Origin of the sequence: Pseudoduganella aquatica, assembly GCF_020865585.1 — a bacterium.
GTDB lineage: Bacteria > Pseudomonadota > Gammaproteobacteria > Burkholderiales > Burkholderiaceae_D > Rugamonas > Rugamonas aquatica_A.
In genome coordinates this window covers 3791443-3815517 of the sequence record NZ_CP086370.1, presented here as the reverse complement: position 1 = coordinate 3815517, position 24075 = coordinate 3791443, and the positions used below count along the sequence as shown (strand labels likewise).

25 protein-coding genes are annotated in these 24075 nt (G+C 67.5%); 13 read left to right on the top strand and 12 right to left on the bottom strand.

The genetic code is table 11. The features are described from left to right. Nucleotides 1–43: 43 nt before the first annotated feature. The 6 genes from KT882_RS17055 (at nucleotide 44) to KT882_RS17030 (ending at nucleotide 5974) form a co-directional block, all read left to right on the top strand. Nucleotides 44–706: a response regulator transcription factor gene (locus KT882_RS17055; RefSeq protein ID WP_228892649.1), complete on the top strand. Its 663-nt coding sequence runs from the start codon at nucleotides 44–46 to the stop codon at nucleotides 704–706. After that, a complete protein-coding gene (locus KT882_RS17050; RefSeq protein WP_228892648.1) occupies nucleotides 703–2025 on the top strand; it encodes an ATP-binding protein in 1323 nt (440 codons plus the stop codon). The genes KT882_RS17055 and KT882_RS17050 overlap by 4 nt, the downstream gene beginning before the upstream one ends. Before the next feature lie 167 nt (nucleotides 2026–2192). Next, nucleotides 2193–3761: an ArnT family glycosyltransferase gene (locus KT882_RS17045; RefSeq protein ID WP_228892646.1), complete on the top strand. Its 1569-nt coding sequence runs from the start codon at nucleotides 2193–2195 to the stop codon at nucleotides 3759–3761. After that, nucleotides 3761–4771 carry a glycosyltransferase family 2 protein gene (locus KT882_RS17040; protein ID WP_161072932.1) on the top strand — a complete coding sequence of 337 codons (1011 nt, stop codon included), beginning with the start codon at nucleotides 3761–3763 and terminating at the stop codon, nucleotides 4769–4771. The genes KT882_RS17045 and KT882_RS17040 overlap by 1 nt, the downstream gene beginning before the upstream one ends. Next, a complete protein-coding gene (locus tag KT882_RS17035; RefSeq protein ID WP_161072931.1) occupies nucleotides 4768–5166 on the top strand; it encodes a GtrA family protein in 399 nt (132 codons plus the stop codon). Before KT882_RS17040 ends, KT882_RS17035 begins: the two co-directional genes overlap by 4 nt. 1 nt (nucleotide 5167) lies before the next feature. Continuing rightward, entirely contained in the window at nucleotides 5168–5974 is an 807-nt protein-coding gene (locus tag KT882_RS17030) for a ChbG/HpnK family deacetylase (RefSeq protein WP_228892644.1), read from the top strand. 13 nt (nucleotides 5975–5987) lie between these two features. On the opposite strand, the gene KT882_RS17025 is transcribed toward KT882_RS17030, so the two are convergent. From KT882_RS17025 to KT882_RS16975, 11 genes are all read right to left on the bottom strand, one after another. Beyond that, nucleotides 5988–7220, bottom strand: a complete 1233-nt coding sequence (locus KT882_RS17025) for a putative glycoside hydrolase (RefSeq protein ID WP_161072929.1) — start codon at nucleotides 7218–7220, stop codon at nucleotides 5988–5990. Next, nucleotides 7217–8047, bottom strand: coding sequence for a polysaccharide deacetylase family protein (locus tag KT882_RS17020; protein ID WP_161072928.1), 831 nt, complete (start codon nucleotides 8045–8047; stop codon nucleotides 7217–7219). The genes KT882_RS17025 and KT882_RS17020 overlap by 4 nt, the downstream gene beginning before the upstream one ends. Before the next feature lie 69 nt (nucleotides 8048–8116). After that, entirely contained in the window at nucleotides 8117–9304 is a 1188-nt protein-coding gene (locus tag KT882_RS17015; RefSeq protein ID WP_228892642.1) for a thiolase family protein, read from the bottom strand. 201 nt (nucleotides 9305–9505) lie between these two features. Next, nucleotides 9506–10195, bottom strand: a complete 690-nt coding sequence (locus KT882_RS17010; protein WP_161072926.1) for an ABC transporter ATP-binding protein — start codon at nucleotides 10193–10195, stop codon at nucleotides 9506–9508. After that, nucleotides 10192–11436 (bottom strand): ABC transporter permease, encoded by a 1245-nt coding sequence (locus KT882_RS17005; protein WP_161072925.1) that lies wholly within the window; start codon nucleotides 11434–11436, stop codon nucleotides 10192–10194. The genes KT882_RS17010 and KT882_RS17005 overlap by 4 nt, the downstream gene beginning before the upstream one ends. 10 nt (nucleotides 11437–11446) lie before the next feature. Further along, the gene (locus tag KT882_RS17000; RefSeq protein ID WP_228892640.1) at nucleotides 11447–12463 is read right to left on the bottom strand and encodes an efflux RND transporter periplasmic adaptor subunit; all 1017 of its coding nucleotides are present in this window, start codon (nucleotides 12461–12463) and stop codon (nucleotides 11447–11449) included. 69 nt (nucleotides 12464–12532) lie between these two features. Further along, entirely contained in the window at nucleotides 12533–13264 is a 732-nt protein-coding gene (locus KT882_RS16995; RefSeq protein ID WP_161072923.1) for a lipid-binding SYLF domain-containing protein, read from the bottom strand. 48 nt (nucleotides 13265–13312) lie between these two features. Beyond that, nucleotides 13313–14146, bottom strand: a complete 834-nt coding sequence (locus tag KT882_RS16990; RefSeq protein ID WP_228892637.1) for a universal stress protein — start codon at nucleotides 14144–14146, stop codon at nucleotides 13313–13315. A gap of 84 nt (nucleotides 14147–14230) precedes the next feature. Beyond that, on the bottom strand, nucleotides 14231–14650 hold the full coding sequence (locus KT882_RS16985; RefSeq protein ID WP_161072921.1) for a universal stress protein: 420 nt from the start codon (nucleotides 14648–14650) through the stop codon (nucleotides 14231–14233). A gap of 112 nt (nucleotides 14651–14762) precedes the next feature. Further along, nucleotides 14763–15542 (bottom strand): Crp/Fnr family transcriptional regulator, encoded by a 780-nt coding sequence (locus KT882_RS16980; RefSeq protein WP_228892636.1) that lies wholly within the window; start codon nucleotides 15540–15542, stop codon nucleotides 14763–14765. A 140-nt stretch (nucleotides 15543–15682) separates the two neighbouring features. Beyond that, on the bottom strand, nucleotides 15683–16402 hold the full coding sequence (locus KT882_RS16975; protein WP_228892633.1) for a Crp/Fnr family transcriptional regulator: 720 nt from the start codon (nucleotides 16400–16402) through the stop codon (nucleotides 15683–15685). Between the two features lie 216 nt (nucleotides 16403–16618). On the opposite strand from KT882_RS16975, the gene KT882_RS16970 reads away from it, so the two are divergent. The 7 genes from KT882_RS16970 to KT882_RS16940 all read left to right on the top strand — a co-directional run bounded on the left by KT882_RS16970 (nucleotide 16619) and on the right by KT882_RS16940 (nucleotide 20866). Beyond that, nucleotides 16619–16807 carry a YgaP family membrane protein gene (locus KT882_RS16970; protein ID WP_161072918.1) on the top strand — a complete coding sequence of 63 codons (189 nt, stop codon included), beginning with the start codon at nucleotides 16619–16621 and terminating at the stop codon, nucleotides 16805–16807. 78 nt (nucleotides 16808–16885) lie between these two features. Then, complete coding sequence (locus KT882_RS16965) at nucleotides 16886–17338, top strand: Hsp20/alpha crystallin family protein (protein WP_228892631.1); 453 nt, start codon at nucleotides 16886–16888, stop codon at nucleotides 17336–17338. A gap of 11 nt (nucleotides 17339–17349) precedes the next feature. Next, nucleotides 17350–18399, top strand: coding sequence for a zinc-dependent alcohol dehydrogenase family protein (locus KT882_RS16960; RefSeq protein ID WP_161072916.1), 1050 nt, complete (start codon nucleotides 17350–17352; stop codon nucleotides 18397–18399). Between the two features lie 12 nt (nucleotides 18400–18411). Then, a complete protein-coding gene (locus tag KT882_RS16955; protein ID WP_228892629.1) occupies nucleotides 18412–18849 on the top strand; it encodes a hypothetical protein in 438 nt (145 codons plus the stop codon). Between the two features lie 55 nt (nucleotides 18850–18904). After that, nucleotides 18905–19519, top strand: coding sequence for a LemA family protein (locus KT882_RS16950; protein ID WP_228892628.1), 615 nt, complete (start codon nucleotides 18905–18907; stop codon nucleotides 19517–19519). A gap of 1 nt (nucleotide 19520) precedes the next feature. Continuing rightward, nucleotides 19521–20366 carry a TPM domain-containing protein gene (locus tag KT882_RS16945; RefSeq protein WP_161072913.1) on the top strand — a complete coding sequence of 282 codons (846 nt, stop codon included), beginning with the start codon at nucleotides 19521–19523 and terminating at the stop codon, nucleotides 20364–20366. Nucleotides 20367–20368: 2 nt separating this feature from the next. Next, nucleotides 20369–20866: a TPM domain-containing protein gene (locus KT882_RS16940; RefSeq protein WP_228892627.1), complete on the top strand. Its 498-nt coding sequence runs from the start codon at nucleotides 20369–20371 to the stop codon at nucleotides 20864–20866. Between the two features lie 87 nt (nucleotides 20867–20953). On the opposite strand, the gene KT882_RS16935 is transcribed toward KT882_RS16940, so the two are convergent. Continuing rightward, nucleotides 20954–24010, bottom strand: a complete 3057-nt coding sequence (locus KT882_RS16935; RefSeq protein ID WP_228892626.1) for a ligand-binding sensor domain-containing protein — start codon at nucleotides 24008–24010, stop codon at nucleotides 20954–20956. Between the last annotated feature and the right edge of the window lie 65 nt (nucleotides 24011–24075).

Here is a 24075-nt window from a genome sequence, read left to right as displayed (position 1 = left end):
AGTAAGATGGCGGCCAGAGTCAAACAACAGGCTGGAGATTGCGGTGCGCTTGCTGCTGGTGGAAGACGATCCGATGATCGGCGATAGTATTGTGGATGGATTACACGGCGAAAGCTATGCCGTCGATTGGGTGCGCAACGGGCACGATGCGGAGCTGGCCATGGCCGCGCAGGGCTACGACGCGCTGTTGCTGGACCTTGGCCTGCCGGGCAAGGAAGGCATGGACGTGCTGCATGCGCTGCGCACGCGCGGCGTGGACACGCCGGTCCTGATCATCAGCGCGCGCGACGGCAGCGCCGCCCGCGTGGCAGGCCTGGACGCGGGCGCCGACGATTTCCTCGTCAAGCCCTTCGACCTGGAGGAACTGCTGGCGCGCATCCGCGCCTTGCTGCGCCGCCGCGTCTCGCGCAGCCGTTCCGTGATTGAGCACGACGGCCTGACGCTGGACCTGGCCAGCCATGAGGCGCGCTTCAACGGCGCGGTGGTCAAGCTGTCGGCGCGCGAGTTTGCGCTGCTGCGTGTGCTGCTGGACAGCCCGGGCAGCGTGGTCTCCAAGCGCGAGCTGAAGGAAAAGCTGTACGGCTGGAACACCGAGGTGGAGAGCAACACCGTCGACGTCTACGTGCACCACCTGCGCAAGAAATTCGGCGCCGACTTCATCAAGAACGTGCGCGGCGTGGGCTACAAAGTGGCCGCCGCAGCATGATGACCATCCGCCGCCAGTTGCTGATCGGCCTGCTGTGCGCGCTGGCGCTGTGCGCGCTGGGGGCCGGCGTGGCACTGTATTACGCCATGCTCAAGGAAACCAGCGAACTGGGCGACCTGCAACTGCGCCAGGTGGCGGCGGCGCTGCCCAACGAGTTCGGCCCCGGCACGGCCTTGCCCGGCGCCGAGGATCCCGAGGAGGACGTGGTGGTGCAGGCCTGGGACGAGCGCGGCGCGCCGCGCCAGGTGGCGCAGGAGGTGCCGCTGCTGCCGCGCTACGACGTGCGAGGCTATAAGTCGGTCCAGTTCAATGGCGCCGGCTGGCGCATTTACGGCGAGCGCCGGCGAGCGCTGTACGTGCAGGTGGCGCAGTCGGACGCGGTGCGCGCGCAGGTGGCCACGCGGCGGGCGATGTACATCGGCTGGCCTGTGCTGGCCTGCCTGATCGTCCTGGCCGGTTTCATACTGATGGTGGTCGAGCGCGCGCTCAAGCCGCTGGACCGGCTGGCGCAGGCGGTGGCGGGGCGTTCGCCGGAGGCGCTGCAGCCGCTGCCGACCGATGCGCTGCCGCCCGAGTTGCGCCAGGTGGTGGATGCGTTGAACGGGCTGATGCGGAAATTCGAGCGCGCGCTGACGCAGCAGCGCACCTTTGTGGCCGACGCGGCGCATGAACTGCGCTCGCCGCTGACGGCCCTCAAGCTGCAGCTGCAGCTGGTGGAGCGCGCCGCCGGCGCGGACGCACGCACGGCCGCGCTGGCCAAGCTGGAGGAGCGGCTGGACCGGGGTGTGCACCTGGTGCAGCAACTGCTGAGCCTGGCACGCCACGAAGTCGGGCATCAGCCCGGCCAGCGGCTGGACATCGACCTGTCCAGCCTGTTGCAAGCGGCGGTGATCGACCATGAAGTGCTGGCCGCCAGCCGCGGCATCGACCTCGGCGTGGCCTCGGACGAGCACATCGTCATCGCCGCCGATCCCGAGGGGCTGCGGGTGCTGCTCAACAATCTGGTCGACAACGCGCTGCGCTACACCCAGCCCGGCGGCAGGGTGGATGTGCGCGCTGGCCGGCGCGGCGGCCGAGCCTGGCTGCAGGTGCAGGACAACGGCCCCGGCGTGCCGGAACAGGACCGCGCGCGCCTGTTCGACCGCTGCTACCGGCCCGCCGGCAACACCGTGCCCGGATGCGGACTGGGCTTGTCCATCGTGCGCAATATTGCCGATCACCACGGCGCCAGCGTGGAAATCGCAGCCGCCGACTGGGGCGGAGGCCTGTCCGTCACCGTGTTATTCCCCGCCGCCGACACCGCCGCCGATCTCCATTAATACAGCTTTAATGATGGACCAACGACACTGGCCCCGACGGTTGCGGCCGGGATGGATTCGGGATGGTTGCTTAACTTTTTCTTAACGTTCCAGCAGATAGTATGGGTTGTATGCCTGCGCCGCTTCCCCCCCTGAAGCAAGGATACGATATGCAAGAGTTGGCGGTCATGATAGTGAATTGGATGTGGCACCTGGACGCGCACGTGACGGCGGCGGTGCTGGGCATCGTGCTGCTGTCGCTCACGCCCGGCCTGGCGGCCTGGCTGCGGGCAAGGACGGCGGGAGGGGCGCGCATCGCTGGCATGCCGGGAGTGTCGGACATCCCGGACTGGCGCTACTGGCTGGCCGGCGCCGTGCTGCTCCTGCTAATGGCGCGCCTTGCGCTGATGGCGCTGGCGCCGCTGGCCGACACCACCGAAGCGCGATACGGCGAACTGGCGCGCCAGACGCTGGTCAACGGCTACTGGCTGATGCCGCACATGGACGCGCAAACGCCGTTTTTCGCCAAGCCGCCGCTCTCCACCTGGGCCAGCGCCGTGTCCATGGGCCTGTTCGGCGTCAATGAATTCGCAGCGCGCCTGCCGGCGCTGCTGGCCTCGGCGCTCACGCTCTGGATCGCCGCCGCCTTCGCCGGCCTGCACGGTGTGCGCCAGCGCTGGCTGGTGGTGCCGGTGCTGGCGGCCTCGCCGCTGTTCTTCATCAGCGCCGGCGCGGTCATGACGGACGCCATCCAGATGACGGTGGTGTGGGCCGCGCATTACTGCGCCTGGCGTGCGCTGCAAGCGGGCGAGCGCGCGCACGGCCTGCGCTGGCGCCTGGGCTTCTGGGCCATGGTGGGACTGGCGGCCTTGTCCAAAGGCTTGGCCACCTGGCTGCTGATCGCCATGCCGCTGGTGGCGTATGCGCTGCTGCAGCGCAAGCTGCTGCCCATGCTGCGCCAGGTGTTCGACCCGGCAGGCGTGGCGCTGGCTGCCGCGATCTTCCTGCCCTGGTATCTCGCGGCCGAACGCAGCTATCCCGGCTTCCTCAATTACTTCATCGTCGGCGAGCATTTCTCGCGCTTCCTGGTGCCGGGCTGGACGGGCGACCGCTACGGCACCGCGCACCGCCAGCCGCTGGGTGCCATCTGGCTGTTCTGGGCCGGTGCCGTGCTGCCCTGGCTGCACGTGTTCGTCAGCCAGCTGGCCGCGATGGTGCGCCGTCCGCAAGGCCCCAAACCGGCCGCAGGCTGGCCGACGATGCGCCCGCTGGCGCGCTTCCTGTGGTGCGCCACGCTGGCGCCGCTGCTGTTCTTCACCTTCAGCCGCAACATCATCTGGACGTATGCGCTGACGGCGGTGCCGCCGTTCGCGGTGCTGGTGGCCGGCTGGCTGGAAAACAGCGCGCCCGCCACGCGCCGCCGCGCCGGCTACGCGCTGGCTGCCTATGGCGCCGCGGCGCTGGCGCTGGCGCCGTTCATCCTGCACCAGGTCAACGCGAACTCGGAGCGCGAACTGATGCGGGCCTTTGAACGCCAGGCGCCAGCCGGCGCGCAGCTCACTTATATGACCCGTCCCACGTTCTCGTCGGCGTTCTACTCGCGCGGCGCGCTGGTGCAAGGAACGCCGGCCGTGCCGGTAGGATCTGCTGGCCGCATGTACGTGGTGATGGACAACCAGGAACTGCGGCGCCTGTCCATTCCAGCAGGCCGCGTCCTGTTTAGCGGCCAGCGCCGCTCACTGGTGGAGATGAACTGATGGCTATCCAACCTGCCAACCTGCACTGGAGCGGCCGCCGCTCGCTCTCCGTGGTGCTGCCGGTGCTGAACGAAGCGCCGTCGCTGGCCGTGCTGCTGCCGAATCTGGCCGCGACGCTGGCCCGGTGCGGCGTGGACTGGGAAGTGGTGGTCGTCGACGACGGCGGCAGCGACAACCTGGCCGAAGTGCTGCAGCAGTTCGAGCAGCATCAGGGCCACTGCAATGTGCAGCTGCTGCGCTTGTCGCGCAATTTCGGCAAGGAGGCCGCGCTGACGGCGGGCCTGGCCGCCACGCGCGGCGACGCCGTGCTGTGCATGGACGGCGACGGCCAGCATCCGGTTGAGCTGATCCCGACGCTGATCGAACGCTGGCGCAGCGGTTACGACATGGTGGCGGCAGCACAGACCACCCGCGCCCACGAGAGCGCGCTGCTGGGCTGGTGCAAGCGGCGCTTCTACGGTTTCATGTACGCGCGCGAGCGTTACGTCATCCCGGCCAACGCCGGCGATTTCCGCCTGATGGACCGGCGCGTGGTGCAGGCGCTGATGCGGCTGCCGGAACGCACGCGCTTCATGAAGGGCTTGTATGCCTGGCTGGGATTCAAGACCAGCATCGTGCCGTTCCGCGCCGGCGAGCGCACCGCCGGCGAGTCCAAATTCCGGCTGCGGCAATTGCTGGGACTGGCTGCGCTCGGCGTGACCGCGTTTTCGGTCAAGCCGCTGCGCATGGTGTCGGTAGCGGGCGCGCTCATCTCGGTGGCGGCCTTGTGCTATGGCCTGTACATCATGGCCGAGACCCTGATTATCGGCAATCGCGTCTCCGGCTGGGCCACGCTGGCGTCCGGCATGATGCTGCTGTCCGGCATACAGTTGCTGTGCCTGGGCGTGATTGCCGAGTACCTGGGCCGCGTGTTCGAGGAAACCAAGCAGCGGCCGCTGTACGTGCTGGAAGAACGGGTGGATCACAGCGCGCTGGGGCAGGGCGCGCCCGTGCGCCAGGTGGCGCCGTGACGGCCCCGCAAGCGCGACCTGCGGCCTTCGTGCTGGTGGGCGCGGCGGCGGCGGGCGTGCATCTGCTGACCGTGCTCGGCGCGGTGTCGCTGGCGCAACTGCGGCCGCAGCAGGCCAATATCGCCGGCTTTGCCTGCGCCTTCCTGGTCAGCCATGCCGGCCAGCGGAAATTTACGTTTGGCGCGGGGCGCAGCGCTGGCGGCAGCATGCTGCGCTGGCTGGCCGTGTCGCTGGCGGGCTTCGGCGCGAATCAATTCCTGTTTGTGGCGGCGCTGAAAGCCTTCCCGGCGGTTCCCTATCTGGCCTTGCTGGCGGCCGTTACGCTGCTCGTTGCGCTGGCCAGTTTTGCGCTGGGCAAGTACTGGGCGTTCAGCGCGGCCCGGCGGGCAGCCTAATATGCGCCGTCTCATCATCAACGCCGATGACATCGGCATGCATCCCGCCATCGACCAAGGCGTGGCCGCACTGGCGGAGCAGGGCGTGGTTACCTCGGCCAGCATCATGGCGCTGGGCCGGCCGGACCGCGACGCGCTGGCCACGCTGCGCCGCTACGGCGTGAACCTGGGCCTGCACCTGGACTTCACCAGCGCCATGGCGCACGCGCGGTATGGCCACCGGCGCGGCGTAGGCGCCACCATTGCTGCAACATGGGCGCGGCGGATGCCGCCGCAGCAGGCGCGCACGGTGGTGCTCGGCCAGTTGCACAGGTTTGGCGAGCTGACCGGCGCCATGCCTGCCTTTATCGACGGTCATGAGCATGTGCACCAGTTTCCGGTGATCCGCGAGGCACTGATGGAGGTGCTGGCGGCTGGCGGGGGGCATGCGGCCGTCTTCCTGCGCGATACCCGCCCCCGGCGCTGGCGCGGCGCCAAGGCGGCCTTGATCGGGGCGCTGGGCGCGGCCGAGCTGGCACGGCAGGCCAGGCGGCTGGGCTTGCGCAGCAACGGGGACTTTCTCGGCGTCTATGACTTGTCCGGGCAAGCGGACTTGCCGGCGCTGTGGCGCGGCTGGCTGGCCTCCATAGCGCCGGCCGGCGCGCTGGCCATGTGCCACCCGGCTGCGGCGCACCCGGCCCTGGAGCAGTTCCGCAGGCGCGAATTCCGTTTCCTGGGCAGCACGCAGTTTGCCGACATGCTGGCCGAATTCCAGGTCCAGCCGGCCTGCTGGGAAGACACGCCGCGGCATTTCCCGGTTGGCGGATGAGTTCGCCGCGGCCTCAGCGCCGACGCAGGCCCGCCGCCGTGTAGTCGTTGCGCGGATTCCACAGCATCCAGCCCGCACTGCCTGCCGACTCGGCCGCGTCGATCTGCGCCCGCACTTCGTCTTCGTCAAATGCCCGGCGGTCGAAAGCATAGTCGCGGAAGGCTTGCAACCAGGGCCGGAAACGCAAGGGATTGCCGCCCGTGCGCGCCAACGCCCGCCGCAGGGTTCGATGCACAATCTCCGCCGGGTGCTGGACGGGATTGCGGTAGCCGGGGATGCCAAACTGGAAGCCGGAAGGGTATAGCATGGGCGAGACGTAGTCGACGACGGCGGCGATCGCCGGCAGATCCTGGCCGATCTGGGTATCGTCGTCATTCCAGGCGGTATAGCCGAACAGGTCGGCGGCCAGGAACACATTGTGCGGGAGCAGGCGGGCGCGCGCGGACGCCAGGAATTCCACGATGGCGGCGACGCGGTTGGCGGTGCTGTTCGGCAGCGCGAAGCGTAGGCCCCCGCTGTCGGGGAAGCGCACATAGTCGAACTGGATTTCATCGAAACCCATCGCCGCTGCCTCCTCGGCCAGATCAAGGAAATACGGCCACGCTTCGCGCCGGAAGGGATCGATCCATGCCATGTGCTCGCGGTCCCGGAACGGCGTGCCGTCTTCGCGCTGCACGCGCCATTCCGGATGGGCTGCGGCCAGCCTGTCGTCCTTGAAGGTAACGATGCGGGCAATCAAATAGACGCCTGCCTGCTTGAGCCCGGCCACCAATGCCGGCATATCTTGCACGGTGGTGACGCTGCGGGCACCGCACTGCGCCGCCAGCGCCACCTTGCTGGGATAGGGCACGATGCCGCTGTCGCCCTTGAGGTCGATGACCAGAGCGTTGAGCTCGGTATCGGCGAGCAGGCGCAGGGCGGACTGGCGCAAGCCGGCATCGCCGATGCCGTAGACCGACAGATAGAGCGCCTTGGGGCGCAAAGGCAGCAGGAGCAGCGGCGCGGCGGCGGCCTGGGGCAGCCTGGCGGAGACGCGGCTGTAGCCTATGGCACGGGCCTGCAGCACGGTCCCGGTGGCGTTGAGATGGTAGCTGCCGTCCGGGCCGGTGGTTGCGGCCTTGCCACCGGCCGCCACGACGGCACCGGCGATCGGTTGCCTGCTGACGGCGTCGAGCACCCGGCCATCGAGCGGCTGCGCAGCCACCGGCGCGCACAGCAGTGTCAGCAACGCGAGACGGCTGATCATGGCACGCAAGCCGGACCGGTGGCCAGCCGCCCGAGCAAGCCGCGCACGCCGACAGCGTCCGTGATCAAGTGCCGTGGCAAGGCATAGAGATCGTCGCCGGCGCTGGCATTGCGGTTTCCCAGTGCCAGCGCCGCCGTATAGCCGCTGGCCCGCGCCTGGCGGCGCAGCTGCTCGTCGCTGATGCCGTACGGCCAGGCGAGCACCGGCGCCGACACGCCGAGTTTGGCGTGCAGTACCTCGCGCGGCCGGGCCAGTTGCAAGGCGGCCAGGGCGGCGTAAGCGGCCGGGGCGAGCCCTTGATGCTCCCTGCGGAAATCCGGATGCCAGTAGGTATGCGAGCCGATCTCGATGCCAGGGCTGGCGGCCAGCGTCCGCAGTTGCGCCCAATCCAGGGCGTAGCGCGCGTTGCCGATGGCGGACGGGTAGATGAAGAGCGTCACCGGAACGCCGAGCCTGCCGATCAGCGGGTAGAGATCGGTGTACACGCTGCGATGGCCGTCGTCCACCGTGATCGCCACCAGGCTCGCCTCGGGCGGCACGCGGCCTTGCAGGGTGCCGATCAGCGCGGCCAGCGTGACGAGCCGGTAGCCGTGGGCGCGCAGCGCCAGGATCTGCTGTTCCATGACTGTGGTCCGGGTCGTCATGCTGTCGGCCGCGACCGGGCCGAAGCGGTGGAAGACCAGGATGCTGCAGGTAATCGGGGGCGCAGCCACGGCGGCACCGATCCAGACGCTCAATAGCAGGGCTAGCACGAGGGCTCCAAGGCGAAGGTTAAGCTCGGCAAGACTACAGCGCCGGCGCTTGGCAAAGTCGCTGAGCGCGATCACTTTCCGTCCGCACCCGCGGCGCGCGCGAAGATCCCGGCGGCCACCGACAGTTCCAGCTCCATGGCGGCGTCAATCCAGCATTTCCAGCGCCAGGGCGATGCCTTGGCCGCCGCCGATGCACAAGGTCACCAAGCCCCGCTTAAGACGGTCGCGCCGCATCGAGTGCAGCAGGCGCGTGGCCAGCACGGCGCCGCTGGCGCCGATCGGGTGCCCGTGCGCGATGGCGCCGCCTTCCACGTTGACTCTTTCCTCGTCCAGGCCCAGTTCCCGCAGGCAGGCCAGTGCGATGGCGGCGAAGGCTTCGTTGATTTCGATCCGCTCGACTTGCTTGATGGTCCAGTTCGCCCGCCGCAGCGCCTGGCGGACGGCCGGGACGGGGCCGAGTCCGAACATGCCGGGTTCCACCGCCCCCACGCCATAGGACACCAGCCTCGCCAGCGGCGCCTGGCCGTTGCGCCTGGCCCAAGCGCCTTCGGCGACGAGCATGGCGGCGGCGCCCGCGTTCAGTCCGGGCGCGCTGCCGGCCGTGATGGTGCCATCCTTGCGGAACGCCGGTTTGAGCCTGGCCAGGGACTCGGCGTTGGTGTCCGGGCGATTGTGCTCGTCCTTGTCGAACAGGGTGGGAGCCTTGCGCCCCGGTATGTCGAGCGCGGCGATTTCGGCCACGAAGCAACCTGCCGCCTGGGCGGCGGAAAAGCGCTGCTGGGAGCGCAGCGCCCAGCGATCCTGATCCGCGCGCGAGATGCCCTTCTGCTGCACCAGGTCCTCCGTGTGCCAGCCCGAATGCTGGCCGGAGAAGGCGTCGTTCAAGCCGTCGTGCAGCATGCTGTCAAGCAGGGCGACGTCGCCCATGCGCGCGCCCCAGCGCCCCTGCGGCAGCAGATACGGCGCGCGGTCCATGTTCTCCATGCCGCCGGCGATGGCGCAGTCGCTCATGCCGGCCCAGACCTCCAGCGCCGCGCAGGCGATGGCCTGCGCGCCGGATCCGCAGACGCGGTTGACCGTCAGCGCCGGCACGGTGACAGGCAGGCCGGCAGCGATGCCGGCCTGGCGGGCCGGGTTCATCTTGGCCCCTGCCTGGATCACGTTGCCCATGACCACGCCCTGCACCTGTTCCGCGTCAAGTCCGGCGCGGGCCAGCACGGCGCGGATGGCCGCCGCGCCCAGGTCGGAGGCCGGGATGGCAGCCAGGCTACCGCCGAATGTGCCGATGGCGGTGCGCACCGGCTCGCAGATTACGACCTCTCTTTGGCTCATGGCATTGCTCCTGCTTGGGTTCGGACATTGCTCGATGGGGCCGGATGCACCGCCCGGCCGCCGGCACCGGCGTCGGCGCAGCGCGGCGGCCGGGAAGGCATGCGTCAACAACGATGTTCCGTTTTACAGCGGCGCGGCCGCAAAATCCCTGATCCAGGTCAAGTGCGGCGGTCTTGCCGCCAGAGAGGGACCGGCGCCGTCTCAGGACTGGTGGGCGCCGTCCGGTGCCAGTTTGCCGTCGAGCAGGTGGATGCGGCGGTCGGCCGCGGCGGCAAATGCCGGGTCATGCGTGACCGCGATCACGGTCTGGCCACCGTCGGCCAAGCCGCGCAGCGTGCGCTGCACGTTCTGCGAGGCGGCCGAGTCCAAGTTGCCGGTCGGCTCGTCCGCCAGGATCAGCAGCGGGGCGTTGGCCAGGGCGCGCGCCACGGCGACCCGCTGCCGCTGGCCGCCGGACAGCTGCGCCGGCAGCTTGCCGGCATGCCCCGCCATGCCGAACTGCTCGAGCAACCCCATGGCCCGCTCCAGGGCGGCGGCATCGGTCAGGCTGCCGAGCCGGCGCATCGGCAGCGTGACGTTCTGCAGCACCGTGAATTCGGCCAGCAGGAAGTGAAACTGGAACACGAAGCCGAGCTTGGACAGCCGCAGCGCCGCCAGCTGGTCGTCGCTGCAGCGCGAGAGCTCCTCGCCGTCGAGCCACAGGCGGCCCGCGTCGGCCACATCCAGCAAGCCGAGCAGGTAGAGCAGAGAGGACTTGCCCGAGCCGGACGGTCCCATGATGCAGACGAACTCGCCTGCAGCAATACCCAGGCTGACGCCATCGACCAGCGTCACCGGCACGGCGCCGGGCAGCGTGCGCACCAGCCCTTCCGCGCGCAGCAGGGCACTCATGTCGCGCCCCTGAGGATGTCGACCGGGCGCAGCTTGCCCGCCTTGCTGGCGGGCAGGTAGGCCGCGCCCAGGCAGGAGGCCATGGCGAAGCCGGCGGCCAGCAAGTACTGGTCGACGCCCCACCACACGGGCAGCCTGACCACTTCGCTGACCCCGGGCGGTTTCAGCTCGATGATGGCAAGCACGCGCATCAGCGCGTTGCCCAACAGCAGGCCAGCGACGCTGCCGAGCAGGCCGATGATGCCGCCTTGCCACAGGAAGATGCGGCGCATGTCCGCGCGCCGGAAGCCGATGGATTTCAGGATGGCGATGTCGCGCGTCTTTTCCACCACGATGGTGAAAATGGTGTTGTAGATGCCGAACGCGGCCACCACCAGGATGGCCGAGACCACGCTGTACATGATGATATTGCGCACCAGTAGCAAGTTGAGCAGGTCTTCCGAGGCCTCGATCCACGAGACCGACTTGTAGCCGATGCTACGCTCGATGGCGGCGGCCACGCCGACGGCGGCGTGCGGGTCGGCCAGCTGGATGATGAAGCGGTTGACGCGGTTGGGACGGTCCAGTATCGCCTGGGCGCGCTTGAGCAGGGTGAAGGTTTCGGTCTCGTCGTAGGCTGCGTTTCCGGTCCGGAAGATTCCCACCACCTTCATGACCCGGCTCCCGGTGCCGGCCGAGACCACCGTCAGCGTGCCGCCCATGCGCAGGCGGAACTTCGCGGCGAGGCCCTCGCCAATGATCACCCCGTTCGGCGTGGCGCCCAGCTCGTCCAGCGAGCCGGCGACCATGTGCCGTTCGATGGCCGAGACCAGCTTCATGCGCGGCGGTTCCACCCCCGACAGGCTGATGCCTTGTTGCTGGCCGGCGAACACCAGCACGGCGGACCCGTGCAGCAGGGGCGCCACCCGTATTCCCGGCAGTGCCTCGATCTGTTCCAGCTTGCTGCGATAGCCGCGGATGCCGCGCGTCTCGACCAGCGGCTTGGCATTGCTGACCGAGACCACCGCCTGCGGCCAGCGCAGCTCGGCCGGCTGGGCCTGCTGCGTCCGGTACTGGTCGTAGACAGTGATGTGGGGGCTGTTGTCCACCAGGCGCTGCAGGAAATCCTGCTCCGAGCCGCGCATCAGTGCCGAGACGGCCAGGAAGAAAGCGACCCCGAGCGCGATGCCGCCCAGCGAAACCAGCGTCGAGCGCCCGTGATGCCGCAAATGGGTACAGGCGATGTCCAGGTGAATCGGCATGGCGCCCCCCTCAGCGCGCGGCCGGCCGCGCCCGCCGGTTTTGCCGCAGGCCCGCATGCGGCTGCAGAACCACGGTTTCATCGCCGGCCAGGCCGCGCACGATTTCGCTGCGGGTTGCGTCCCGTATGCCCAACTGCACCGCGCGCCGCTGCAGCCGGCCCTGGGCCAGGAGCCACACCGCGCCGTCCAGAACGGCGCTATTGGGCAGCAGCAAGGCGTTCTCGCGCCGGGCGACGATCAGGTTCGCCTCGACCGTCATGCCGGGGCGCAGCGCGCCGGGCTCGGCCAGCCGGACGCGGACCCGGTAGCTGCGCGCCACCGGGTCGCCCTGCGGCGTGATGTCGGCCACCGTGCCGTCGTACACCGTGCCGGGCACGGCCGGCGCCCGCAGCAGCACGGGCTGGCCCACCCGCACGCGGTTGATGTCCTCCTCGTCGATGTCGGCGCTCACGCGCAGCGGCGCGCAGCAGGCCAGCACGAACACGGCCTGGCCCGGGCCGATGTACTGGCCGGGTTCGCCATCCCGGCGGATCACGGTGCCGTCGGCCGGCGCTGTCAGCGCCATGTAGCCGCGCTGCGCCAGGGCGCGCCGCAGCGCCGCTTCGGCGGCCGCGAGCTCGCTGCGGCTGCGCTCCCTCTCACCGGCGGCAACGAAGCCGCGCTCGGCCAGCGCGGCAATGCGGGCGTGCTGGCTGCGGGCGTACTCGGCGCGCGCGCGCAGCTCGTCGACCGTGCCGGCCAGGTCGGCGTCGTCCAGGCGCGCCAGCACCTGGCCTTTGCGCACTTGCTCGCCTTCGTCGGCCAGCCGTTCGGCCAGCCGGCCGCCCACGCGCGGCGCGATCGGCATCTTCACGGTCGGCTCCACGCTGCCGGCGGCGTAGACCGCGTCGACCACGCTGCCGCGCTCGGGCCTGCAGGTGGCCAGCGTTTCCGGGGCCGTGGCCCAATAGACGGCGGCGGCCACGGCCAGCAGCGCGGCGGCGGCCGCGAGGCGTGGCCAGCTGAGGCGGGACGGGAGGCTGCTCATCGCTGTCGCGACACGCTTGACGGCGGCCCGGCGCGCCAGGGCGGCGGTACCGTCGGCACGCCGTGCGCCTCAGCGCGCAGGGCTGCCCGCAGCGGCCAGAGCCTGCTGCAAGGCCAGGGCTTGCACGTTCTCGACCTGACCCGAGGTGACGTCGCTGGCGGCCAGCGTACGACGGTAATAGGCGTTGGTCAACGCCGAGTTGTAGTGGATATCGCTTACGCCCACCGCGAGCAGGTCGCCGAACAAGCCCCTGGCCGAGGTCCAGGCGATGACGTCGCCACTGCCGACGCTGCTGCGCGCCAGCCTGTGCCAGCTCAGTAGCGTGAGGCCGGCGTCGGCGCCCAGCGAGAAATTGTGCTTGTTGGTGAATTCGGCGGTGGCCTTGTCATTCATCAGCACCAGCGCGACCGGGCCGCGCTGGGCGCCGGCCTGCAGCCCGACGTCCAGCGCGCCCAGCGTATAGAACACGGGCGCGCTCCACTGACCGTCGGGTCGTCTCAGCAGCATGACGCCGCCACCACCGCCGCCGCCTACGCCCACCGCTGCCCTGCGGTAGACGGGCACGATGAACACGCCATTTGCCAGGCGCAGCGCTTCGGCGATGACCGGATCGCCGGACATGGTGTGCACCACAGCCAGCGCCTGGTTCACCTGGCTCACCGCATGGGCCCACTGCTGCGAGACGTCGCTGGTGCGGTCAGGCGCGGGCGGGGCGGCCTGGCTGGTCGGCGCGGGCTGCCGGGCGCTGACATAGGCGCTGCAGCATAGGAGCAGGGTCAGGGAAAGGTGACGGGGACGCATGGCGACTCCTCAATGGGTGAGCAAGGCAAGTGGTAGGGCCGGCCAAGGTCAGTGCGTCATCAACACGGCGACCTCGTCCTGGTCCAGCAGGCAGGCTGTGGTGCTGCCAAGTATCCATTCCCGGAAGCGGCTGTGGCCGTAGGCGCCCGCCACGATCAGCCCGGCGCCGCTGCTGCGCGCCAGGTCGAGCAGCGCTTCGCCGGGGTCGGCAGAGGTGTTCTCGTTGATCACGGCGACATTGCTGCAGTGGCGCGCCAGATAGCGGGCCACGTCCGCGCCCGGCTCGTCGCCGTGCAGGTGCGGCCCCTGGTCGGGATTGAAGACGGCAATCTGCACGCGCGCAGCGCGCCGCAGCAGCGGCAGGGCGGCAGCCGTGGCGCGGCTGGCTTCGGCCCCGCCGTTCCAGCCGATCACGACGGTGCCGTCCAGGCGCGGTTCGGCGCGGGTGGCAACTTGCAGTACCGGCCGGGTGGCATGCAGGGCCAGGTAGCCGGCGAGCCGTCCCGGCAGCAGCGGTGACGCCTCGGTCGTGGCGCCGCCTGCCACCAGCACCAGGTCGCAATAGCGCGACTGCAAGGCCAGGGCGTACTCGGCGGCGTCGTCTATCACGCGCGACTCGACCGATCCGAACGCGTACCCGGCTGCGGCCTGCTCGTACTCCTGCAACCGCTGCCGGGCTTCGGAACGGAATTGGTCATAGCCGATGGGCGGGTACAGCCCGAACGCGCCGGCGCCGGCGGCCGAATTTTGCAGCACCGCATAGCCGGTGCTGGCCAGTCCGATCAGGTGCGCCTCGTGTTCCTTTGCGAGGTCCGCGGCAGCGCGCATGCCGCGGCGCCAGGTTGGCGGCCGGCCGATGTGCAGCAGGATAGTTTTGTACATGGTTGCCTCCGCGTGTGTGGTGGACCCCGGACCGGCGCACGGCGCGTGCGGCGCTCCGGCTGTTGTATTGTGATACGCGCCGGCTCACGGCGGCGCGCCGGCCGCCACGGCGATGCCCGACTGCTGCAGCGCGGCCCGCTCGGCGGCGTCCGGCATGCGTTCCATGGCGTCGGGAAACACCAGGTCGCACTGGCGTTCGCGCGCCGCCGCGATGATGGCAGTGTAGGGCGAGTCGGCGCAGCGCGTCAGCACCGTGCAGGGCACCCCTGCCGCGGCGGCGGCCGTTTCGAGCGCGCGCAGCGTATCGCCGGCGTGCACGACGCTCGATGGCCGCTCCTGTTCTTGCACATAGCTGTCGTCTTCCGGCACCGACAAGTCCTCGCACGGCAGCACGTACAGGCCGACAACGGCGGCCGCGTTGGCGCGGGCCAGCCGCATGCAGCGCTCGATGGCCGGGGCGGCGCGCGGATTGCCGTCCGTCGGCAGCAGGATGGTGTGGGGCATGCTGTTCTCCTTGGTGATGGGCAGGCGTCTGTGATGGCGTACTGCCATTGTCGGCCGGCGCGGGGCGCGCCCGCTTTGACCTGGATCAAATTCGCCGGTCATCGCGCCAGCGCTACGCGGTGCGCGGCCGGCCGGCCGGCATGCGGTCTTTGCCAGCGGCCATGCGCTCGAGCCGGGGCTGGTCGGCCAGCACAACATGGCGCCGTGCCACCTGGAGCGCGCCCTCGCGCTGCAGGCGCAGCAACTGGCGCGTGACGGTGGCGTCGGTCAATCCGAGATAGTCGCCGATGTCCTGCCGCGTGAGCGGCAGTTCGACACACACGCGGCCGCCGTCGCGGTGCCGGCTGCCCCACGCCAGCTCCAGCAGGTAGCAGGCCAGCTTCTGTTCTGCACGCGCATAGCCCAGCATCATGGCCAGGCCGTGCTGGCGCGCAAGTTCCCTGCTCAGCATCTGTTCCAGGCGCCGTTCCAGCGCCGGGAACTGGCGCGCCGCCTCCAGCAGGCGCGGGTGGGATAGCTCGCACACCACGCTATCGGACGTGGCGGTGGCGGCGCTGGCGTGCCGCTCCTGGCCCAGCGCTTCGAGGCCCAGCAGCGTGCCGCGCCCGGGCAGGCCGGTAATGCGCTGGTCGCCGCCGGGCGTCAGCCGGTAGCACTTGAAGTGGCCGCTGCGCACCGCGTAGACGCGGCCGCGTACCGTCTCGTTGATCTGGTGCAGGTCTTCGCCGCGCAGTAGCCGGTGACGCTGCAGCACCAGCTGGTCGACGCGGGCGCAGTCGGCATCGTCCATGCCGGCTGGCAGGCACGCGGCGCGTGCCTCGCAGCTCAGGCAGGACATGGCGCGGGTGTCTGTGCGCAGGGGGATGACGTTGTGGAATTTGCTGGAGATCATGGCCGTGCCTTTCTGGCGCAGGGAGGCGCCGCCGCACCGGCCCCGAGCCTGGCGGCAAACGAGTGCATGATGCATGGTAGCCATGATCGTCCGCGCAAAGGTTTGATTTGGATCAAATTCGCGCCATGCGGTCTTGGAAATCAGGTCGTGCGCGCCGGCGCGGCCAGCGCCTCCAGTGCGGCGCGGTCAAGCAAGGTAACGTCGTGGCGTGCCGCTGCGAGCAAGCCGAGCCGGCGGAAGCGGCCGAGGAGCCGGCTCAGGCATTCCGGGGTCAGGTTGAGAAAGGCAGCAATGTCCTGGCGCGCCATCGGCAGGCGGTAGCGCAGGCCGGAGCAGCCGCGCGCTGCATGCCACGCCGACTGGCGCAGCAGGAAGGCGGCCAGGCGCTGCTCGGCCGTGGTGCGGCGCTGCTGCAGCAGCACGTCCTGCATGTCGCGGATGCTGTGACTGATAATGCCCTGGAAAAACTGCGCCTGCTCGCGCATGCCGCCATAGCCGATCTCGCACACCTCGCTATCCTCCAGCGCCACCGCGCTGCAGTCGTGGTGAACCAGGCCGATCGCTTCCAGCGCCAGGAAATCGCCGCTGCCGGGGAAGCCGAGGACGACGCCGGCGCCGCTGCGGTCCCTGCGGCTGAGCTTGAAGCAGCCGTAGCGCACCACGTACACATAGTCGCCGACCAGCGCGCCTGCGGTGTACAGCGCGGCGCCGCGCGCGACGCGGATGCGGCGTACCGGCGCACGGTCGGCCGCGCCCAGCGGCGGGAGGCAGGAATGGCGCGCCATGCAGGCGTCGCAGCCGATGGGCCGGCCGGCTGCCGGCGGGGCGGGCGGCATGGCGGTGGTAAGCAGGGTAGTCATGGCATCGGGGCACGCCTTGCGGGCGGCGGCTGGTTATCGGTCTGACCGTCAGTGTGATCCAGGTCGGTGCCGGTGAACAGGTTGCCAGATCAAGTTTTGCACAAAAAAGGGAAAGCGCAAAGAATTGCGCGCGAACTTGTTCCAGGTCAGTTTTGGGGCGCGCGCGCGGCCGCGCCTTGCTGCAGAATCCAGCCATCGACAACACAGGAGAGACACATGCAAACCAACATAGGGTCGCTGGACCGGGGACTGCGCATCGCGCTCGGCCTGGCGCTGATCGGCGCGGCGCTGGGAGGCTGGATAGGGCCATGGGGCTGGCTGGGGCTGGTACCGCTGCTGACAGGCCTGTGGTCACGCTGCCCGCTGTATACGCTGCTTGGCGTGCACACCGGCCGGAGTGGCTGAGCGCGCTGTTCCATCCCGCGGGCGATGGCCGGCGCCCGCCAGCACTTGCCGGCCCCATCCACATTCCAGGAGAACACCATGGCACACCATCACGTGACGCATTTCGATCCCTTCCGCGACTTGGCGCGAACCGACCCGCTGCGCGGCGTCGAGGACTTCTTCCGCGACATGGGCTTCAAGCACGTGCTGCGCGACATGGCCGGCCCGCCGCCGATCCGGCTCGACGTCAGCGAGAACGAGCACGCCTATAACGTCAAGGCCGAGCTTCCCGGCGTAAAGAAGGAAGACATCTCGGTGCAGATCGCCGGCAGCCAGGTTTCGATCTCGGCAGAATCCAGGCGCGAGCACGATGAGAAGAAGGGCGAGACGCTGCTGCGCAGCGAACGCTACGTGGGCCAGCAGCTGCGCAGTTTCACGCTGGGCCAGGACGTCGACGAGGGCAAGGCCCAAGCCAAGTACCACGACGGCGTGCTCGAGCTGACCCTGCCCAAGCGGGCCAATGGCGGCGCCAAGAAGCTGCCCATCAATTAGGAGGGGAGGCCATGCGCGCGCTAGTGTATGAAGGACCTGGCCAGCCGGTGCTGCGGGACAAGCCGGTGCCCCAGGTGCAGGCGCCCACCGACGCCGTGGTGCGCATCACCCGCACCACGATCTGCGGCACCGACCTGCACATCCTCAAGGGCGACGTGCCCACCTGCCTGCCCGGCACCACGCTGGGCCATGAGGGGGTGGGCGTGATCGAGGCGGTGGGCGCGGCCGTCTGCGGCTTCGCGCCCGGCGACGCCGTGCTCATTTCCTGCATCACGTCCTGCGCGCGCTGCGAGTACTGCCGGCGCGGCATGTATTCGCATTGCGCCAACGGCGGCTGGATATTGGGGCACAAGATAGACGGGACCCAGGCCGAATACGTCCGCATCCCGCACGCGGATACCAGCTTGTACCACGTACCGGCCAACGCCGAGGAGGCGGCGCTGGTGATGCTGAGCGATATCTTGCCGACCGGCTTCGAGTGCGGCGTGCTCAACGGGAAGGTGGCGCCGGGCAGCAGCGTGGCCATCGTCGGCGCAGGGCCGGTCGGCCTGGCCGCGCTGATGACGGCGCAATTCTACAGCCCGGCACAGATCATCATGGTCGACATCGACCCGCACCGGCTCGAGCTGAGCCGGCGCTTCGGCGCCAGCCACACGGTGCGCGCGGTGGACCGCGCCGCCGTCAAGGCGGTGCTGGAGCTGACCGGCGGCGTGGGCGTGGACACGGCGATCGAAGCGGTGGGCGTGCCGGCCACCTTCGAGCTGTGCGCCGACATCGTCGCACCGGGCGGCACGGTGGCCAACGTCGGCGTGCATGGCTGCAAGGCCGACCTGCATCTGGAGCGCCTGTGGTCGCACAACATCACCATCACCACCCGCCTGGTCGACACTGCCGCCACCCCGCAGCTGCTGCGCGCGGTACTGGCGGGCCGGATCGACGCGGCCGGGCTGGTGAGCCACCGCTTCCGCTTCAGCGACATCCTGCAGGCCTACTCCTGCTTCGGGGAGGCGGCCGCCAGCGGCGCGCTGAAGGTGCTGATCTCGGCCGACCACCTGACCTGAGGAGGGGTGCACATGAAACGCATGGGATGGAGGGCCACATTCGCCAGCGCGGCCGTGCTGGCCGGCTTGGCCGGGGCGGCAATCGGCATGGCCACCGCGGCGCAGGATGGGCCGGGCGCCGCCTATTTGAACGGCGGCGCGGGTGAGGAAGAACGCCAGGAACTGCAGCAGCAGGGTGCGGGCTACACCTTGTTGCTGCGGTTCGCCAACCGGGGTAGCGGCGCCTACCGCGCGGATGTCGATGTCGAGATCCGCGACGCCAAGGGTGCCGCGCAACTGCAGCTGGCGCAGGCCGGGCCGCTGCTGTATGTGCGCCTGCCATCCGGAAGCTACCAGATCACGGCGCGCGCCGCCGGCCAGACGCAGACGCGGCGCATCAGCGTGGCCGATGGCGCTCAGCGCGAACTGGTGCTGTACTGGGCCGCGCCGCCGGACGAGCAAGAACCCTAGCGGCGCCATCGTCGGTTCTCCTGGGGATGGATGCCGGATTTATTGGGGGGAAATTGTGCGAAGAACATTCATACTGTTGTGCCTATTGTTTGCGGCGGCCTTGAGTGGGTGTGGCTACAACACGCTGCAGTCAAATGATGAACAGATTACGGCCAGTTGGTCTGAAGTAGTGAACCAGTACCAGCGCCGGGCCGATCTCGTGCCGAACCTGGTCAATACCGTCAAGGGCTATGCAGCTCACGAGGAGAAGGTGCTGAACGATGTCACGCAGGCGCGTGCGGCGGCGGGCTCGATTCAGGTCACGCCTGCGGTGTTGAACGACCCGGCGGCATTCGCCAAATACCAGCAGGCGCAAGGTGCGTTGAGTGGCGCGTTGTCTCGCTTGTTGGCGGTAAGCGAGAATTATCCGCAATTAAAAGCGGATGCGGGATTCCGTGATTTGCAAGCTCAGCTTGAAGGAACCGAGAATCGCATCGCGGTGGCGCGTAACCGTTACATCAAAGCAGTGCAGGAATACAATGTGACGGTGCGTTCCTTCCCCAGCAATCTGACGGCCAAGGTATTTGGCTTTCGCACCAAGCCCAACTTCACGGTGGACAACGAGAAGGCGATCACCCCGGCGCCAGTCGTGTCCTTCGGTACTGCACCGAAACCTGCTGTGGAGAAGTGAGATGGATACGCGCAAGCTGTGGCGCTGGCTATTGCTGCTGTGTTGGGCATTGGCCGGCTGCGCGGCTGGCCAGGACGGATTAGTTCCCATTCCACCGCTCAATTCACCTGTCACGGATGTGGCGGGAGTGCTCGATGCAACGCAGATCCAGCGCTTGGAAGCCGATTTGCGTGCATTCGAACAACGCAAGGGAAGTCAGATCGCCGTGCTGATTGTGCCGACCACCCGGCCCGAAGCGATAGAACAGTACGCGATGCGGGTCGCGGAGCAGTGGAAGTTGGGCCGCAATAAGATCGACGACGGCGCCATCCTGGTGGTAGCCAAGAACGATCGTTCTCTCCGGATAGAGGTCGGCTACGGCCTGGAGGGGGCGCTCAATGACGCCACAGCTAAGCGCATCATCGACGAAATTATCGTCCCTCGCTTTCGTCGCAATGACTTTAACGGCGGCATCGTCGCGGGCGTCGACAAGATCATAAGTATCGCCGACGGGGAGTCGTTCCCGGCTTATGACGGGGACCGCCGGCGTGACAAAGACAGCCCTATGAGACAACTGTTGCCGTTGGTGCTGATCATGGCGGTTGCGTTGGGGGCGGTGTCGCGCGCCGTCTTTGGCAGGGTTGCCGGCTCAGTCGTGGCAGGGGGAGTAGTCGGGGGAGCGGCATGGCTTTTGGCCGGAAGCGCCGCCGCCGCAATGGCGGCGGCCTCGCTGGCCTTCGCGGTGACATTGATTGGCGTTTCGCGCATGGCCGGTCTCTATCTTGGGCGCGACGACGGGCAGCGCGGCGCTCGCTGGGGGGGCGGGGGAGGTGGTTTTGGTGGCGGTGGCGCATCGGGGAGATGGTGAAGATGAATTTCATGCGCATGGCAAAGCACTTCGCGACCACACACAGATCGATCAGACAGCGTTTCCCGGAAAGCTCCCTGGCGGAGATCAAGCACGCAATCATGGTGTCGGAACAGTCGCACCGGGGCGAGATACGCGTTGCCATCGAAGCGGCACTCCAACCGTCCCAGTTGTGGCAAGACATGTCGCCGCGCGAGCGGGCGCTCGAATTGTTTGCGAGCATGCACGTCTGGGACACTGCCGACAACAGCGGCGTGTTGATCTACATATTGCTCGCTGACCGTTCCATCGAAATTGTTGCGGACAGGGGCGTGTGTCCAGCAACCGGAAACGCCACCTGGCGGGACATCGCCGACGCAATGCGCAAGCACTTCGCATCCGGTAGCTATACGGAGGGCACGCTAGCCGGAGTGGAGGCGGTCTCGCGGGAACTGGCTGCGTTAGTGCCGGAAAATCGGTTTAAGGTCGATGAACTACCGGATGATGTCACGCTGCTGTAGCTGCCAGCATGAACAGCCGCCGCTGCAGCGGCGTCCTCACACGGCAGCACATATAAAACCACCACGCTAGAACGGGCCGCGCGATCCTTATGGCTTGTTAAGGCGCTTTCTGCGAAAAAATCCGCTATCCCGTCCAACGTTCGCTAGCGTCACCACCACGCTGGTGCCGACGCCGGTGGTGCTGTGGATCGCGAGCTTGGCGTTGATCTTCCTGGCCCTTTCCCGCATGCCGGCGATGCCCCAATGCCGATCTCGCTGTCCCGTTTGACGCACCGTGTCATCCAGCCCCTTGCCGTGATCACACACCTCCAGCGTGAGACTGTTGGCGCCATATCTAATATTGACGGTCACCGCCGGGCTTCCCGAGTGCTTCAGCGCATTGCTGACTCCCTCCTTGGCAATGGCGAACAGCTCTTCCTGTACGTCGGCCTGCAGCTGGCACCGTGTACCTTCTTCGTTCAAAGAGAAAGCGACACCATAGAGAGCTGCAGCATTGCTGCCCACCGTTTTCAGGGCGGAAGCCAGATCGCCCTGGCGAAGATGATTCACGCGCAGATCCATCAGTTGCACCCTGCCTTCTTCCGCTGCAGCGTCCGCTGCATCAAGCGCGTCGTCGATCTTTTTCTGAACCGCGTCGTCTTTCGGCAACTCGGCCTTGATACTTTGGAAGCGAAGGCTTAGGCCGTGCACGCTTTGCAGGAAAGTGTCGTGCAGGGTGCGGGCAATGCGTTCCCGCTCCTCGATGCGCGTGCTTACGCGTTCGATCACGCGTGCAGTCATCCGTTCCAACCGTCGCAGGTATAGCAGGTAGACGCCAGCAGCCAGCATGGACAAACACAGCAGTTTGAACCACGTGGTCTCGTAAAATGCTGGCGCAATCTGAAAGCTCAGACTGGCGGGGGCATCGCTCCAGACACCGTCTTCATTGGCAGCCATGACTTCAAAGCGGTAATCGCCCGGGCCAAGATTCGTATAAAAGGACTGGCGCAAGCCGCCCGCGTCGCGCCATTCATGGTCCTGGCCTATCAGTCGCGTGCGGAAGCGCGCCCGTTCCGGAATCGACAGTACGGCGGCGGTAAAATCGATATGCAGGTTATGGGTATGTTCCGGGAGCTGAAGGCCGTTGCTGGCGCGGTGCCGCTCAGAGGGAGTGCTAAGCCAGGTGATGAGCGGCGTTGGCGCCACCAGATTGCGGGCGATGCGGCGGGGATCGATGAAACCGACGCTGCTGGAGGTGGCGTACCACAGCCGGCCATCATTCGACTCGACCAGTGTATTCAGCGGACGTAGCTGTGGGCCGGCACCAGCATAGCCGTCCAGATAATCGAAGCGTTCGACAGCTGCACGGCCAGTGCCGCTGCGGACAGCGGCCAACTGTGGGGCGCTAATTCGGACCAGTCCTTTGGCGCAATGCATCCACAGCTCGCCTTGCGCCGTCTCGACAATCCCGGTAACACCGGCAAACGGGCGTCCGGCATCGTCGTTGACAGCGATAAAGCGCCCTTGGTGAAAACGCGCCAGGCCTTGGTCGCCACCAATCCAGAGTGTGCCGCGTCGACTGTACATTGCAAGCACGTTGCCGACCGCCAATCCGTCGTCGGAGCCGAAGTGCTGAACTTTATCGTGCAGCAGCATTGCCATTCTATTGCCGGTGTAGCCGAGCCAGAGCCGAGCCTGTTCGTCGGCATGAAGCGATAATGCGGTACGATCGGCCAACTCCGCGTGGCCGCCGCCTGCCACCCAGGCGCCATTACTGAAAGTGTGCACCCCGCGGCGCGCAATCGACACCCACAGCAGACCATCAGCAGCGACCGCGAGGGCTTGCGTCGCTTGATTCTTCAACTCCGCCGGCCGCAACCAGCGGCGCACCTTGCCGTCGCGCCGGGACCATATGTAATGAGGATCACCGAACCACAGGGTGCCATCCGCCGCGCGCGCGCCGGCGGTGGCAGACTCCATGTCGCTGGCGATGCGCCGGCCATCGGGCGCGATGGCGAATGTCGGGGGAGAGATCGGATCCTTGGAGGAGTGGCTGCTGATCCAAACTTCGCCGTCCGGACCAGGCATGATACTGAAATCCGTGCTGCCGGCAGGCATGTCCTGCACTAACAAACGCGTTTCCCGTATGCGGTCAACCCCATTCTCGGTGATGAACCAGAGATTGCCTTCACGGTCGTTAACCGGCGGCCGATAGATGCGCACAGCGCTGAAGTCGTGCGGCGCCAGAAATTGCTTCTTCAGTTGCAGGTCCGGGGTGTACAAGCGCATGCCGTCCCCCTGGCCTATCCACCATGCGTTACGGTTATCGCGATGAACGCTGTACGGCATGCCGCCGTTCGTGGGGAGCGTCTGCGGCATCAGGCTTTCGGTCGCGGGGTCATACACGCGTAGCGTCTCGCCAAATTTGAATATATTCAGTTTGCCGTCAGCCTGGACCTGGCTGGGCTGCATGCTACCAAAGTCACCTACGCGGCGGAAGTGGTGCGTACCGCGGACGTTGCGATACAGGCCGGCCATGTGCGTGACCATGAGCCCGCCATCTTGGAGCACGTTGAGGGTGGACTGATCACCTTGCGGCAAACCATCAGCCGGCAAAACTTGTCGCCATCGTTGGCCATCCAGCCAATATATGCCGGCAGAACTGGAAAACCACGTCATGCCATCGCTGGTTCTCCCAAACTGCGAGATCGCGCTGGGGGGAACGCCCTCCGCTTCGCGGTAGTGCCGCACCGCGCCATGATCGAACACCGAGATTCCACCATGTTCGTACCCCACCCATAGCGCGTCATCGAACAAGGCCAGCGAATACACATTAGGGGACAGCAATTGATGACCGGCGATATTGTCCATGCGTTCAAACCGCACGCCATCGAAGCGGAACAAACCATCGACTGCACCAAACCACAGCATGCCAGTGCGGTCCTGCACCATGGCTTTGGCATCGGACGGTGCTCCGTCGCGGTCGATCCAGGCCTGGTGCGACAGGGCGGATCGCCAGAAAGGCAGCGGCTCAGCTGCCGATATGGCGGACGCAGGAAATGCACAAAGTACCCCCAACATACGGAGCAAGACTAGCCATGGCTTAGGCAAACGGAAAACCAAATAGCCGGTGCGGCGTGGAACAAATGCATAGTTCAATAACAAAGACCGCATCCTTTCATGCAATTATAAAAATGATTATAGCTACATTTTTGATAATGAATGAAAGC